We start from the raw sequence: 15,260 nt of genomic DNA on the forward strand, positions 1-15,260 counted from the left end.
GGCCAAGGGAGCGGCATACGTATTCAGACCGGTTTCAAACCCTTCTATTCCCAATGGAGACTCGCTGGCGTAGGATCGCGCCATGGCCGCCAACGACAAAGTGACATCCTTCGACATCGCCACGCTGGCCGGCGTGTCCCAGCCGACCGTGTCGCGCGCGCTGCGCGGCGACAAGACGGTGAGCGAGGCGACGCGGCTGCGGGTCGAGGCGATCGCCCGGCAGCTCAACTATACGGTGGACAAGAATGCGTCCTCGCTGCGGCGGGGCAAGAGCAATACGCTGGCCCTCCTGTTCTTCGAGGATCTGCTGCCCGACGAAAGCTGGATCAATCCCTTCTTCCTGTCGATGCTGGGGCCGATCCTGCAGACCTGCGCCAAGCGCGGCTATGACCTGCTGACCAGTTTTCAGCAGCTGTCGACCGACTGGCATGTCGATTATGAGGATAGCCGCAAGGCCGACGGCATCATCCTGCTGGGCTATGGCGACTATGAAATCTATCGCACCCGGCTGGAGCAGCTGGTGGCGCAAGGCACGCATTTCGTGCGCTGGGGGTCGGTGGACCAGCATGCGCTGGGGATGACGATCGGCTGCGACAACCGGCGTGGCGGGCGGGACGCGGGCGCCCATCTGATCGCGCGCGGATGCAGCCGGATCGCCTTTCTGGGCGACGCATCGAGCCATTATCCCGAATTTCGCGACCGTTATGCCGGCCTGTCCGACGTGCTGCGTGAAGCCGGCCATGCGGTCGACCCCGGCCTGCATGTCGATGCACTGTCGACCGAGCAGTCGGGTTATGAGGCGGCGAGCCGCCTGATCGCGCGCGGCGTAAAGTTCGACGCGATCTTCGCCGGGTCGGACCTGATCGCGATCGGCGCGATGCGGGCGCTGGACGAACATGGGCTGTCGGTGCCCGGCGACGTCGCCCTGATCGGCTTCGACGATATCCCCGCCGCCAGCCTGACGCGGCAGCCGCTGACCACCGTGGCGCAGGACTATCTGCACGCGGGCGAAGTGCTGGTCGACGCGCTGATCGGCCAGATCGACCGCAAGCCGGTGACGCCGACGCTGCTGGCGCCCCGGCTGATCACGCGGATGACGGCTTGATATTTTCGCCCCTCCCTCCTTCTCCCGCAGGCGGGAGAAGGATACGGAGCCTTGGCGGCGCAGCCGGCTAGGCGCAGTTGGATGAGGGCCCTGCGCTCATCGCGAAACAGACCCTCACCCTCCCACCGCTACGCGGCGGGCCCCTCCCTCTCCCGCAAGCGGGCGAGGGAATAACGGTGCCGTTTCCACTCCCCCGCCCCCCAAAGAAAAACGGACCGCCCTCCCCTCTAAGGGGCGGCGGTCCGGGGAGGGGGATTGCCCGCGTGCAGTCGGGCAATCCGGGGAGGAATTTCAGGACTTGCCCGACCGGCGCGAAGGCCGGTCAGAACTTGCCCGATCGGCCGCAGGCCGATCAGAACTTGTAGGTCAGGCCCAGATAATAATCGCGGCCGTAGCGCTGATAGTCGATGACCTGGCGCTTATCGCCATTCTGATAGGTGACGAAGGGCTGGTCGGTGAGGTTCTTGCCCTGCAGCAGGATCGACAGGCCGGTGAGCGGCCCCGACTGGAATTCATAGCCGATCTGCGCGTCGAGAATGCCCTCGGCCTTGGCGGTGCGGAAAGTCGGCGCGGCCGAGAGGCCGGCGACTTCGCCCAGGAAGGAAGAGCGATAGCGATAGGAGACGCGCGCCTGGAAACCGCTCTTTTCATAATAAGCGGTGCCGCTGGCGACCCATTTGGACAGGCCCGGCAGGGTGACGACATCGGTCGGGTTGCTGCCATATTTGACTTCGCTGTGGGTGTAGGAACCGCTGGCGAAGATGCCGAAGCCGTCGAGCGTTTCGCTGAACACCTTGAACGGCAGCGAGACGGTGCCTTCCGCACCCATGATCGTGCCCTTGCCGGTGTTGGCCGGGGCCTTCAGCAGGCCGATATAGCTGCCGTCGGCGATGATCTGGTTGCGGATGTCGGCAGGCAGCGAGGCCAGCACGTCCGAGAAATCATAGGCGATATTGTTGTTGGGATCGACGAAGTCGGTCAGATTCTTGAAATAGCCCGCGAGCGAGACATAGCCACCGCCCGGAAAATATTTCTCGATCGACAGGTCGATATTGGTCGACTGATAGGGACGCAGCGCGATGTTGCCGCCGTTCGAGCTGAACGGGCTATATTGCGGGTCGGAGCCAAGGCCGACATTGGCCAAGTTGAAATTATATTCCTGGTTGATCCGTTCCTGATCCATGCGCGGACGCACCATGGTCTGGGCCGCGCCCATCTTCACGAAGAAGCCGGGTTCCAGCTCGACCGAGAACTGCGCGCTGGGCAGGAAATTGGTGAAGCTTTCCTTGCCCGAGGCCGGGACGACGGTGACGACGCCATTGGAGAAGTTGGAGATGGTGCCAGTCGACGCCTGGCGGGTGTGGATCACCTGCACGCCGATCGCGCCCTTGAGCGGCTTGCCGCCCAGATCGCCATCCAGCGTCATCTTCGCATAGCCGGTGAAGACATCTTCCTTCACGACATTGTCGCGCACCAGCGACGAGGGACGATTGTCGAACACGGCGTCGAGCGTGTTGTTGTAGAGATAGAGCGGATCGAGCGTCAGCATCGCCGGCACGCCCAGATAGTCGAGCGAGACATTCTTGCCGAGCAGTGCCTCCTGCGGCACCGGCGCCGAGCCGGGCGTGCCATTGGCGATGGTGCAATCCGTGCCGCCGGTCGGGCAGAGGAAATAGCTGGTATAGGCGCTGGTCTTCTTGCGCCGGCTGTAATTGCCGCCGACTTCCCAGTTGCTGAAGATGCTGCCCGAAATGTCGCCGACCAGGTTGGCGCGGAACGACTTCATGTCGTCGATGAACTTGGGCCGGTTGAGGAAGCCCGCCTGCACGACGGCGGTGGTGCCGTTATAGCCCCAGCCATTGGGGTCGGTCAGGCTGATGACGTTGGTGTCGGTATAGTCGAGCGTCGGCACGATGCTGAACAGGCCGTTCGACTGGCGCTCGACGCGCACCGTGTCGGACACGCCCGACCGCAGATAGCCGGTGCCCGAATAGGTTTCGAGCAGGAAGTCGGTGCGCTTGGCGCGCGACCAGCTGGCATCGACATTGAGCTTGAGCCGATCGTTCAGGCGGATGTCATTGTTCCAGCCGAGCGAGATGGTGTCGGCCTTGCGCTTGTTATAGTCGTTGCGCTGGACGCCATAGACGTTGGAGAAGGTGGCGCCGGTGACGAAGCCATTTTCGACCGTCACGTCGCTGACGCCGACGTCGGTGCCCCAGACGAGCGGGAATTCGATGCCGCGCAGGCGCTGTTCTTCCTCGAAATGCGAGGCGAGCACGTCGAAGGTCGAGTGGAAATTGTCGCTCGGCTGCCATTCCAGCGTGCCGACCATGCCGTAGCGCTTGAGCAGGTTCGACTGCACATAGGGCTTGGCGCCGCCGATGATCAGATTGCCGTCGGCATCGGTGGGATAACCCCAGGCGTTGAAGCGCTCATTCTGCGACGGGGTCTGCGAGGCGGCGAAGCCCAGCGACAGGCCCAGCGTGTCGTCGGCGAACTGATCGACATAGGTGGCCGAGGCGCGATAGCCATAGCGTTCGCCATCGGGATTGAGCTTGTCCATGCCGTTCATCTGGCCGCGCAGCGACACGGCGAGGATGCGGTCATTCTTGTCGAGCGGACGCAGCATGCGCAGGTCGACCGTGCCGGAGATGCCGGCGGCGATCAGCGCGGCGTCGGCGCTCTTGTAGACATTGACGTTCTGGAAGAATTCCGACGGATATTGGTCATATTCGACGCCGCGATTGTCGCCGACGGTGACCTGTTCGCGGCCGTTGAGCAGGGTGGTCGAGAAATCCGGGCCAAGGCCGCGGATCGACAGGCGCTGGTCGCGGCCTTCGAGGCGCTGGGCGGTGACGCCGGGCAGACGGGCGAGCGAGTCCGCGATCGACACGTCGGGCAGCTTGCCGACATCTTCGGCCGAGATGGAATCGACGATCAGCACGGAATCGCGCTTCACCTTGGCGGCGGAGGCGAGCGAGGCGCGGATGCCGGTGACGACGATGCCTTCGGATTCGCCGGCGGCGGGTGCGGCGGGCGTCGCGGTTTCGGCGTCGGTCTGCGCATGGGCGACCGCGGCGAACGAGAAGGAAGCCCCTGCCAGCAGCGCAGCGCGCAGGACGGTATGACGGAATTGATGCATGACAGTGATCCTCCCCAGGACGCATCTTGAGCGTTTCTTGCCGACATGTGTCGGTCTGGTTCAAATAGCGCCGCGCCCGTCCCTCTGCACAGATTCCAGCATACGTATTCAGCCATATTCACGACATGCCCGGTTGCCGTAGCGGAAATGGCCGAAATAGCGGGTTCAGCCGTGCGATAGGACCGATGGCATGGGCACGGCCGCCGACAAAAATATGCGCCCGATGCTTGAAAGGGACGCGCACTTTCCTAGATTGGTCCTGTCACTCTTCCCCCCTTTGGAGTGACACCTCCCTGAACCTGGCCCCGTCGTCGAGCTTGCTCCGGCGGGGTTTTCTTTTGCCCGCCAGATCGGGGCAGGACGCGGGTCAGGATGCAGGCAGGAAGCCGGCCCGTTGCAGCCGGGCGACCGAATCGCGCGCGACGGGGACGCTGAGCCCGCCATCCAGGGTGATGAGCCAGCTGCGCCCGACCGGATCGCAGCGCAGGATGGCGCGATGGGCGATCCACCAGCTGCGATGCACCTGTGCCCCGGCCACCCCCTCCATCTCCGCAATCGCGTCGCGCAGCCGCATCAGCAGCAATTCGCTGCCGCCCGCGCCATGGACGCGGACATAATGATCCTCGCTCTGCAGCGCCAGGATCGGCCCGGAAAATCCGGCCGACAGGCGATGGCGCAGGGCCGGGTCTGCGGGGGATGTGGCGGCGGCGTCTTCGGCAGGCGGTGTATCGACGGGCGGCGGCAGGATGCCCCGCTGCGCCAACCGCCGGTCGGTCTGTTCGGCCCAGTGGGTGACGACCAGCACGGTGAGCGCACAGAGGAAGGAAAAGGGCAGCAGGCCGGTAAAGCCGTCCAGGTCGCGAAAGGCGGTGCGGCCGACATTGCGCCAGAGGAAGGCCAGCGGCACGACGCAGAGCGACACGCCGGAAAAGACGGTGATCGATACCGACAGGTCGATCCGCCGCGCCAGCCGGCGCAGCAGCCAGATGGCCGGCCGGACGAGAATATAGGCGCCCATCAGCAGCAGCCACCAATGGCCGATCCGCCCCGGCAGCCCGTCGCGCATATAGGTGCCGAACGGCCCCATGAAGCCGATGATGCCGGCCAGCAGCAGCATCGCCCACAGCTCCAGCAAGATGCGTCGGTTGAAAATCGCCTGCTCCCCTCTCCGCCCCGCTTGCCGCCCTGCCCGTTCGCGAAGCGTCGACTGGAAAATGCCCGGTTTTGCGGGACATTGGCAAGCCCTCTTTCCGCGTAACGGATTGGCGCTTGCCGGCCGGCGGGCTGGTGCCATCAGCAGAGCGGACGGCCGCCCCGCGCCCCTGGGCGACGGCCGAGACGAGGAGAGAATTTGGTGACCAAGCCCCCTTCCCGCCGGCTGCCTATCTTGGCCATGCTGCCCATCCTGATCGGCGGACTGGCGCTGAATGGCGGGCCGACCCTGGCCCGGCCCAGGGCGGATGGCGCGCTGTTCGGTCAGCCGGTGATCCGCACCCTGCCATTGCCCGCCGACATGCGGCCGCAAAGCGCCACCTACACGCCGTCGGGCCGGATATTGCTGACCTATGCCAAGCCGGGCGAAAGCGATCCGCGGCAGATCAACCTCGCGATCATGGATGATGATGGCAGCCATATCCGCCCGATCTTCAGCGGGACGATTCCCGCCCGGCCGAAGGATAATGGCATCCGCTACATGGTGTTTGCCGACAATAAGCGCATCTTCCTGGGCGATTTCGTGATCGAATGCCCGACCAGCCTGGACGATTGCACGCAGGCGCAACTGGTGCCGGTCACCTATCCGCCGCAGGTGGCCGATGGCGTGCATATCTGGCATCGCTGGTCGGAAATGGTGGTGGCGCCGGACAATCGCCATATCGCCTGGACGACCCTGCTCGCCAATTATTCCGCCGCGGTGCTGACCGGCGAACTGACGCGCGGCCCGGATGGCTATGTCGTCACCCGGCCGCAGATCATCAGCAGCAGCGATCCCTTCCGCCCCGATCCCGCCCATGCCGATGGCGTCATCCCGTCGCCGATCCGCGGTGGCGAGGTGAAGCAGTTCGTCCATGGCGGCAGCGCCCTGTCGCTGGTCGGCGCGGTGAAGCGCGACTTACCCGATTCGGTGGTGATGGACCTGGCGAGCGGCAAGGTGACGCCGATCACCGACACGCCGGGCTATACCGAAACGACGATCTTCTCGCCGGACGAGCGGCTGGGCGTGGTGATGACCACCCGCTTTTCGCAGACCGACCCGGCGATATTGGGGCTGATGCCCCGCCCCTATCCCGACAGCCTGAACATGGGGCTGAGCATGTTCGCCTATACCTATGCCGTCACCGGCGTGCGCACGGCGCGGCCGGGCAATGTCGGGCCGGCGCTGATCGACATCGCCCGGTCGCAGCGCGAAGCGGGCTATCAGGGCGCGAACCTCAGCAGCCAGGCCGACTGGGTATTTCATTCGCCCATGTCCTGGCATCCCGACAGCCGCCGGGCGACCTGGATCGAGGGGCTGCGCGGCAGCGAGAGCAAGCGGGTCCAGATCGTCACCCTGCCCGGATACAAGGCCGGGCCGGCGGTGGGCCCGCGCGCCGTGCCCGACAGCCTGCCCTATGGCGATACCGACCTGTCCACCCTGCCGGCACTGGCGGGCAAGAGCCAGAATATCGACGTCAAGGTCTATGGCCGGCGGTCGGGCCATATCCTCTATCGGCGCACGAGCGGCGCCATCGAGAAAATCTATGTCGATTTCAGCGACGACGGGAAGCAGGTCTATAGCGGGCGCGAGACGACGCAGATCAACATGCGCGGCCAGTCCAGCTACGAAGCGGACATACGCCTGACCGGTCCCCGCCCCGGCATCATGAAGCTGCAGATGACGTTCGGACCGCTGGGCGGCCCCAAGCCCGCCGCGATCGACTTCACGCCCCAAGCCGATGGCCAGCCGCGCAGCCGGGGCTTTGCCGAATATGGCGGCCAGCGCCTGAGCGTGGACCGGCTGGCGCCGTGAAGAGCGGCCGGACGATCAGGCCATGGCGCTGATCGTCCGGCGGAAGCGGGTGAGTGCGATCAGGAAGAAGGCGATGCCGATCGCGGCGGTGGCGGCGAATTGCGGCCAGACGACGCCGATGTCGGCGCCCCGGAACAGGATCGCCTGACCCAGTTCGACGAAATGGGTGGTCGGCGCGAACAGCATCACGTCCTGCACCAGCTTGGGCATGGATTCGCGCGGGGTGGTGCCGCCCGACAGCATCTGCAGCGGCAGCAGCACGAGGATCATCAGCATGCCGAATTGCGGCATGTTGCGCGCCAGCGTCGCGAGGAAAATGCCCATCGAGGTTGTGGAGAACAGCACCAGCGCGGCGCCCGCGAAGAAGAGCGCCAGCGATCCGGCGACGGGCACGTGCATCAGCCCCTGCACCACCAGGTTGATCGACAGGGACGAGGCGAGCAGCACGACCAGCCCCATCGACCAGACCTTTGACAGCATGATCTCGAACGGGGTGACCGGCATCACCAGCAGATGCTCGATCGTGCCATGTTCCCGCTCGCGGATCAGCGCCGCGCCGGTGAGGATGATCGACAGCATCGCGATCTGGTTGATGATCTGTGCCAGCGCACCGAACCAGGTATGGTTGAGCGTCGGGTTGAAGCGCGCCCGCACCGCCAGGTCGACCTTTGGCACGCTATTGGCGCGATAGCGGTTGACGAATTCATTCACTTCGGCGGTCGCGATCTGCTGCACATAGCTGCTGCCCGAAAATGCCTGGCTCATGCGCGTGGCGTCGGTGTTGAGCTGGATTTCCGCCGAACGCCCCGCCAGCACGTCGCGCTGGAAGCCATGGGGTATGTGGAGGACGAAGGTGAAGTCGCCCGCGTCCATGCCCGGATCGATCTGCGCCGGCGCAATCATCCGGGGCAGCGTGAATTGCGGCGGATAGAAAGCGGCGACGATCCGCTGCGACAGGGGCGATTCATCCTCATCGACGATTGCGATGGCTGCATTGTGCAGCGTTTCCGGCTTGGAATTGGCCGAGGTATAGATGGAGACGGTGAAGACGAACAGGATTAGCACCAGCATGATCGGGTCGCGCCACAGGCTCCACAGCTCCTTCACGCCCAGCCGGTAGATGTTGGAAATCGTCGCAAGCATGGGCGTCAGGCCTCCTGCTTCTTGAGCAGCATGATCGCGATGCCGACGATCAGCGGCGCGGAAATGGCGAGCGGCAGGAAGGAGCCGGCCAGGTCCGAAAAGCCCAGCGCCTTGGCAAAGACGCCGCGGCTGATGGTGAACATGTGGCTCGCGGGATAGATGTCGCCGATGATCCGCGCGCTGCCCTCCATCGAGGAGACGGGGTCGGTCATGCCGCCATAGGTGGTGGCCGGGATCATCGTGCCGATCATCGCCAGGAACATCGCGGCGATCTGGCTGCGCGTCACGGTCGAGGCGAGCAGGCCCATGCCGGTCGCGGTGACGCAATAGATGGCGGCGGCCAGCAGCAGGGTCGGGAAGCTGCCCTTCACCGGCACGCCGAAGATGAAGATCGCCATCAGCACCATCAGGAGGAAGTTGACAAGCGCCAGCACGACATAGGGAAGCTGCTTGCCGAGCAGGAATTCGCTGCGGCTGACCGGCGTCACATAAAGGTTGATGATCGATCCGATCTCCTTTTCGCGCACCACCGCCAGCGCGGTCAGCATCGCCGGCAGCATGAGCAGCAGCAGCGGGATGACGATCGGCACCATCGCCGGCAGGCTCTGCACACCGGGATTGTAGCGATAGCGGTTCTCGATCGAGAAGCTGCTGCCGACCGCGCTGCCGCGCGCGGCCGCCTGCTGGCTCAGCCAATGCTGGTGCAGCCCCTGGATATAGCCCTGCACCGTTTCGGCGCGCTGTGGATTGGCGCCGTCGAACCAGGCGCCGACCGTGACCTGCCGCCCGGCCGTGATATCCCGGCCGAAGCCCGGCGGAATCTCGATCACCAGCGCCAGTTCGCCATCCTTCATGCGCCGGTCGAGATCATCATAATCGCGGATCGGCGCATGTTCGACGAAATAGGAGGAGCCGGAAATGTCGAGCGCATAATTCTGGCTGAGGATGCTGTTGTCGCGGTCCAGCACGGCATAGTTCAGCTCGTTGATGTCGGTGGTCATGCCGAAGCCGATCACTAGCATCAGGATCAGCGAACCGATCAGCGCGAGCGTCGCACGGACCGGATCGCGCTGCAGTTCCAGCGTCTCGCGCCAGGCATAGGTGAGCGCGCGTTGCGGGCTGAAGCCGCGCCTGATCGTGCCATGTTCCGCCTGCGCCATGTCCTTGAGCGCGCTTTCCTCGTCGGGCGGGCGGGTGTCGCCGCCGGCATCGACCAGATAGCCGATGAAGGCCTGTTCCAGATCGGGCGCGCCGCGCTTCTCGATCAGGCGCGCGGGCGCATCGCTGTCCAGCACATGGCCGGCGTGCATCATCGACATGCGGTCGCAGCGCATCGCTTCGTTCATGAAATGGGTGGAGATGAAGATCGTGACCTTGTCGCGCCGCGACAGTTCCGCCAGCAATCGCCAGAAGCCGTCGCGCGCCACCGGATCGACGCCGGAGGTCGGCTCGTCCAGGATCAGCAGTTCCGGCTTGTGGACCATCGCCACGGCAAGGCTGAGGCGCTGACGGATGCCGAGCGGCAGGCTGTCGGGCAGTTCCTCCATCACCGGGCCAAGATCGAACCGATCGGCCATTTCCGCGACGCGGGCGGGAATATCGTCGCGCGCGACATGGAAGAGATGAGCGTGGAATTCCAGATTCTGGCGGACGGTGAGTTCGGTGTAGAGCGAGAAGGCCTGGCTCATATAGCCGACCCGCTTGCGCGTAGACATGTCGTCCGGGTCCACTGCATTGCCGAACAGCCAGGCCTTGCCCTCGGTCGCGGGCAAGAGGCCGGTCAGCATCTTCATGGTGGTCGACTTGCCGCAGCCATTGGACCCCAGGAAACCGAATATCTCGCCCCGGCGAATGCGGAAGCTGACATGGTCGACCGCTGTGAAATCGCCAAAGCGCATGGTCAGGCCCTGCGCCTCGATGGCGATATCATCCTCGCTGGCTTCGAGCGGCGGGATGACGACCGGCTCGTGGCCGCGCTTCTTCTCCTCGGGCAACAGCGCGATGAAGGCCTCCTCCAGCGAACTGGTGCCGGTGCGCGCGAAAATCTCGGCCGGGGTGCCGGTGTCGAGGATCTGCCCGTCATCCATCGCCACCAGCCAGTCGAAACGCTGCGCCTCATCCATGTAGGCGGTGGCGACGATGACGCTCATCTGCGCCTGGGTCTGGCGAATGTCGTTGATGAGATCCCAGAATTGGGCGCGGGCCAGCGGATCGACGCCGGTGGTCGGCTCGTCCAGGATCAACAGGTCGGGATCATGGATCAGCGCGCAGCACAGGCCGAGCTTCTGCTTCATGCCGCCCGACAGCTTGCCCGCCGGTCGGGCAAGGAACGGGTCGAGGCCGGTGGCGCGGGTGAGCGCATCGATCCGCCTTCGCCGCTCCGCCCCGTCATGGCCGAACAGGCGGCCGAAAAACTGCAGATTCTCCTCGACCGACAGGGTGGGATAGAGATTCTTGCCCAGCCCCTGCGGCATATAGGCGATGCGCGGGCACACATCGCTGCGATGGCGCTTGTCGCGCATGTCGCCGCCCAGCACATGGACATCGCCATCCTGGATGACATGGGCACCGGCGACGAGGGAGAGCAGGCTGGACTTGCCCACGCCATCGGGTCCGATCAGGCCGATCATCCGCCCACCCGGTATGTCGAGATCGATGCCGCGCAGCGCCTGCGTCTTGCCATAATGGAGGCGGACGCCGGACAGGCGGACGACCGGATCGACCGTCGGCGCGCCGATGGGGTCGGCCTGGTTCACTGGACTGCCCGCGATCCTTCGGGAAGGGCGCGGACCGCAAGCGAGGCAGGCCAGGCAACGCCCGGATCGATCCGGACATAGGCCATGCCGGGCAGGCCGGTCTTCACCTGGGCGATATGCTTGCGCAGCAGCGCCGGATCGATCCGGGCCTTGACCCGGAACATCATCTTCTCGCGCTCGCTCTGGGTTTCCACCGTCTTGGGCGTGAACTGGGCGACGTCGGCGACGAAGCTGATCCGTGCCGGGATCGGATAGTCGGGAATGGCATCGAGCACGATCCGCGCCTCGCTGCCGATGGCGACACGGCCGGCGGCGGTGGCGGGCAGGAAAAAGCTGATCGTCACGTCGGACAGGTCGACCAGGCTCAGCACCCGGCCACCGGCCGTCACCACCTCGCCGGGCTGGGCGACGCGATACTGGACGCGGCCGTCGCGGGGCGCGCGCAGACTGCTGTCGTTGATGTCCGCCTCGATCCGCTGGATGGTGGCGCGGCCGGCCTCCACGCGGGATCGCGATCCGATCACCTGGTTGCGGGCATTGGTTATGGCGACCTCCGCCGAGGCAAGCTGGGCACGGGCCGCCTCTACGGCGGCGGCGGCGCCTTCGGTCTGGGCGGCGTCGTCATCGCGTTCCTGCACTGCGGTCGCGCCTTCGCGGGCCAGGGTTTCGGACCGGGCGAGGCGCTTGCGCGAGGCGTTGAGTTCGGCGATGCGCTGGCGCACCACGGCCTGGGCCGCGGCCTTCTCGCTCTCGCGCTGGGCGACCTGGGTCTGGGCGACGAGGACGGCATTCTGCGCCTCTGCCAGTTGCGCGACGGCCTCGGTCCGCTGTGCGTCCAGCACGTCGACATCCATATGGGCAACGATCTCGCCGGCCTTCACCAGCTGCCCCTCATCCGCGACGATATCCTTGATCCGTCCGGCAGACTTGGAGGCGACGTCGATTTCTGTCGCTTCCAGCCGGCCATTGCCGCCGACAATGCCTTCGGGCAGGCCGGCCGGCTTCAGCAATGTCCAGAGCAGGAAGGCGATGCCGGCCACCGCCGCCACGATCAGCCCCCTGACGATCCAGCGCTTGTTCATGCTCATGGTTCCCCCTGGTTCCCGGACGGGGCGGCCGCGATGCCGCGATTGACCACAAAGCCGCCGCCCAGGGCGGCATAGAGGCTGACGATGCTGGAGAGTTCCCCCCGGCGAAGCTGGACCAGCGCCTGTTCCGCATCGAACAGGTCGCGCTGGGCATCGAGCACTTCGAGATAGGTGGAGCGGCCATTGTCGAAGCGTAGTTGGGCGAGGCGCGCCCGTTCCCGCTGGGCATCGACCAGTTGGCGCGTGGTGCCGATCTGCAGGGCGATCTGGCGCCGCCGGACCAGCGCGTCGGATACATCGCGAAAGGCGGACTGGATCGTCTTTTCATAGGTAGCGACGGCCTCGTCCCGGCGCGCCTGCGCCACGTCCAGATTGCCCTTCAGCCGGCCGGCGTTGAAAAGGGGCAGACGGATCGTCGGCGAAAAGCTCCACACCTCGCTATTGCCGCCGAACAGCCCGTCCAGATCCGGGCTGGTCGTGCCATAGGCGCCGGTCAGGCTGATATTGGGGAAGAAGGCGGCGCGGGCGGCACCGATATTGGCATTGGCGGCGCGCAGCTGATGCTCGGCCGCGACGATGTCGGGCCGGTTGGTGAGCAGTTCGGACGGCAGGCCGGCGGGCACCTGATAATCGCCGCCCGGCCCGGCCAGCCGCAGCGATCCGGGCGCGATCTCCACCGGCTGGCCGACCAACAGCGCCAGCGCGTTGCGATTGACCGCGCGGTCGAGGTTCAGCACATGCATGGTGGTGTCCGCCTGCGCCAGCAGCACCTGGGACTGGGCCAGGTCCAGCTTCGACCCCGACCCCACCTCATAGCGGCGGCGCATGATGCGCAGCGTTTCCTGCCGGGTGGTGATCGACTGCTGGGTAAGGGCGGCGCGCTCCTCATATTCGCGCTCCAGCAGATAGCCGAGCGCCACCTGCGCGATCAGGTCGGTCGCGACCGCCCGGCGCGATTCCTCGGACGCCAGAAACTGTTCGCGGGCGGCCTCCTTCAGATTGCGCAGCCGGCCCCAGAAATCGATTTCCCAGCTGGCGCTCAGTTGGGCGGTGATCGATTTCACGTCGACGATCTGGTCGCCGATCACCGGCAGGCTGTAGAAGGCCTGACCGCGCGTGCCCGTCGCCACGGCATCGAGCTGGGGATAGAGCGAGGCACCCTCGATCCGCCAGGCGCCGCGCGCCTGCGCCACGCGGGCGGCAGCGATGCGAATGTCCCGATTATTGGCCAGCGCCTGGGCGACCAGCCTGCGCAATTCGGGATCGGGAAAAACCTGCTCCCAGTCGCGCCCGGCCAGCGAAGCCCCGGCCGGCGTCGCCACGGCATAGCTGTCGGGCACCGGCAGGGATGGCTGAACATAATCGGGCGCAAAGGAACAACCGGTCAGGGAAAGAGCCAGAAGCATCGTCAAGGCCTCAGGGATAACCCTCCCCTTCACGCCATGACCTATCGCAAAATCGGAATTGCCAAGCGACACCAAGCACCCCTTTTCGAGCAACATGGACCCCTATTCAATCGATATAGCATCGACCGACTTCATCTATTCTCGATTTTGTGAGACATGATGCTTCAGAACATCACAAGGACTCACTAATAACTTATGCCTTTAATATATTTGTGTTTATCTACCACAACCAGTATCGTCAATCGCACCTGACCTGACCGCTCGCGCCGTTGCGAGGGGCGCAACGCGACAAGGGACGCAGGATGATCCGCAACCGCCGCGCGCAACCACGACACTTGCCCGCCCCCTGGTCGAGCCTGGCATGGCTGCTGGCTGTCCTGTCGCCTTCTTTTGCGACAAGCGCCCTGGCCGGGGAACCCGTAGAAACCCTGATAGGGCGGATCGCCCTGCCCGATGACCAGAATATGGCGAGCGTGGAACTGCGCTTCCTCAACATGGGCACGGCGCCCGCCGCCATGCCGCTGCCCGACCGGGTGGAGGCGCTGGTGGAACAGGATGGCGCCGCGCGCCGGCTGTGGCTGCGCCGGGCGCCGGGCGTGCCGGAGACGGTGGAGATTGCGCCGGGCGGCTTTGCCCAGGCGCGCTATCAACTGGCCGCGAGCGACATGGCCGAGGGGGCATTGCTGTCGATCCCGGCCTGGAATTCGCCGCAGGTGGCGCTGCATGGCGCGGCGGCGTCGCGGATGGCGGCCGCTTCGCCGGTGCCTGTTCCACCGCCGCCACCACCGCCCGGAACCCCGGTGCCGCCGCCGGTCGCGCCGCCAGCCGATCGCAGCGCGGGCAATGCCTTCATCGGCAATCTGGCACCCTATGAGCCGATCTACGCGGTCTATGGCCCCGGCACCAATACCGATGCCCGGTTGCAGTTGAGTTTCGAATATCGGTTGTTCGGGTCGCGCGATGCCGCACATTTGCCCAGTTCCTGGCGGGATGGCCTGCATTTCGCCTATACCCAGCGCATGTTCTGGGATCTGGGTGCCAATTCCATGCCCTTCCGCAACATCGATTATCAGCCCGAGATCATCTATGTGACGCCGACCCGGATGCTGAAAAACGGCATGTCGCTGGCGCTGCAGGGCGGGCTTCGGCACGAATCCAACGGCCGGGACGGCGATGCGTCGCGCAGCATCAACAGCTTCTATGTCGCACCGATGGCGGCCTTCTCGCTGGGCGAGGAGCGGCGGCTGCTGGTGGCACCGCGCCTGACCTTCTATGTCGGCGACAAGTCCGACAATCCCGATATCGTCCGCTATCGCGGCCATGCCGGCCTGTTCCTGCAGGTCGGCGATGATGACGGGCTGCGCCTGTCGACCAACAGCCGATTCAATTTCGGATCGGGCAAGGGCGCGATCAACGCCGACCTGTCCTATCCGCTGCCGCGTCTGCTGGGCGGCGGCCCCGATCTCTATTTGTTCGCTCAGGGATTTGCCGGATATGGCGAGAACCTATTGGACTATAATCGTTCCATAACAAGATTGCGGATCGGCTTCGCGCTGGTGCGCTGACCGCCGGGTGGCTTGCCCCCGGCCGCTCGACGCGACTGAAAGGGAAGC

At 65.3% G+C, this 15,260-nt stretch carries 9 protein-coding genes; 3 read left to right on the forward strand and 6 right to left on the reverse strand.

The genetic code is table 11. The annotated features are described in order from the left end of the window. The first annotated feature begins 82 nt into the window (after window positions 1-82). Entirely contained in the window at window positions 83-1,105 is a 1,023-nt protein-coding gene (locus tag JQK15_RS23825) for a LacI family DNA-binding transcriptional regulator (protein WP_037520142.1), read from the forward strand. A gap of 352 nt (window positions 1,106-1,457) precedes the next feature. Here the strand turns inward: JQK15_RS23825 and JQK15_RS23830 are convergent, their stop codons facing one another. Then, entirely contained in the window at window positions 1,458-4,247 is a 2,790-nt protein-coding gene (locus JQK15_RS23830; protein ID WP_010338929.1) for a TonB-dependent receptor, read from the reverse strand. A gap of 367 nt (window positions 4,248-4,614) precedes the next feature. Further along, window positions 4,615-5,364 (reverse strand): LytTR family transcriptional regulator DNA-binding domain-containing protein, encoded by a 750-nt coding sequence (locus tag JQK15_RS23835; protein ID WP_214868703.1) that lies wholly within the window; start codon window positions 5,362-5,364, stop codon window positions 4,615-4,617. 237 nt (window positions 5,365-5,601) lie between these two features. On the opposite strand from JQK15_RS23835, the gene JQK15_RS23840 reads away from it, so the two are divergent. After that, window positions 5,602-7,254, forward strand: coding sequence for a hypothetical protein (locus JQK15_RS23840; RefSeq protein ID WP_214868654.1), 1,653 nt, complete (start codon window positions 5,602-5,604; stop codon window positions 7,252-7,254). Between the two features lie 15 nt (window positions 7,255-7,269). On the opposite strand, the gene JQK15_RS23845 is transcribed toward JQK15_RS23840, so the two are convergent. The 4 genes from JQK15_RS23845 to JQK15_RS23860 are packed head-to-tail and all read right to left on the reverse strand — an operon-like array spanning window position 7,270 to window position 13,647. After that, complete coding sequence (locus JQK15_RS23845; protein WP_214868656.1) at window positions 7,270-8,397, reverse strand: ABC transporter permease; 1,128 nt, start codon at window positions 8,395-8,397, stop codon at window positions 7,270-7,272. Window positions 8,398-8,402: 5 nt separating this feature from the next. After that, window positions 8,403-11,153 carry a ribosome-associated ATPase/putative transporter RbbA gene (rbbA, locus tag JQK15_RS23850; RefSeq protein WP_353047265.1) on the reverse strand — a complete coding sequence of 917 codons (2,751 nt, stop codon included), beginning with the start codon at window positions 11,151-11,153 and terminating at the stop codon, window positions 8,403-8,405. Beyond that, the gene (locus JQK15_RS23855; protein ID WP_004208404.1) at window positions 11,150-12,241 is read right to left on the reverse strand and encodes an HlyD family secretion protein; all 1,092 of its coding nucleotides are present in this window, start codon (window positions 12,239-12,241) and stop codon (window positions 11,150-11,152) included. Before JQK15_RS23855 ends, rbbA begins: the two co-directional genes overlap by 4 nt. Continuing rightward, window positions 12,238-13,647 (reverse strand): efflux transporter outer membrane subunit, encoded by a 1,410-nt coding sequence (locus JQK15_RS23860; RefSeq protein ID WP_214868658.1) that lies wholly within the window; start codon window positions 13,645-13,647, stop codon window positions 12,238-12,240. Before JQK15_RS23860 ends, JQK15_RS23855 begins: the two co-directional genes overlap by 4 nt. 302 nt (window positions 13,648-13,949) lie before the next feature. Here JQK15_RS23860 and JQK15_RS23865 point away from each other — a divergent pair, with 302 nt between their 5' ends. Then, entirely contained in the window at window positions 13,950-15,212 is a 1,263-nt protein-coding gene (locus JQK15_RS23865) for a phospholipase A (protein ID WP_214868660.1), read from the forward strand. The last annotated feature ends 48 nt before the right edge of the window (window positions 15,213-15,260 follow it).

Origin of the sequence: Sphingobium sp. BHU LFT2 (assembly GCF_018604485.1) — a bacterium.
Lineage (GTDB): Bacteria > Pseudomonadota > Alphaproteobacteria > Sphingomonadales > Sphingomonadaceae > Sphingobium > Sphingobium yanoikuyae_A.

Bases quoted from the DNA above. Each gene is read 5' to 3' on its own strand.
- JQK15_RS23865 (WP_214868660.1), top strand. From the start codon at position 13,950: ATGATCCGCAACCGCCGCGCGCAACCACGACACTTGCCCGCCCCCTGG.
- JQK15_RS23825 (WP_037520142.1), top strand. From the start codon at position 83: ATGGCCGCCAACGACAAAGTGACATCCTTCGACATCGCCACGCTGGCC.
- JQK15_RS23845 (WP_214868656.1), bottom strand. From the start codon at position 8,397: ATGCTTGCGACGATTTCCAACATCTACCGGCTGGGCGTGAAGGAGCTG.
- JQK15_RS23830 (WP_010338929.1), bottom strand. From the start codon at position 4,247: ATGCATCAATTCCGTCATACCGTCCTGCGCGCTGCGCTGCTGGCAGGG.
- JQK15_RS23835 (WP_214868703.1), bottom strand. From the start codon at position 5,364: ATGCTGCTGCTGGCCGGCATCATCGGCTTCATGGGGCCGTTCGGCACC.
- JQK15_RS23860 (WP_214868658.1), bottom strand. From the start codon at position 13,647: ATGCTTCTGGCTCTTTCCCTGACCGGTTGTTCCTTTGCGCCCGATTAT.
- JQK15_RS23855 (WP_004208404.1), bottom strand. From the start codon at position 12,241: ATGAGCATGAACAAGCGCTGGATCGTCAGGGGGCTGATCGTGGCGGCG.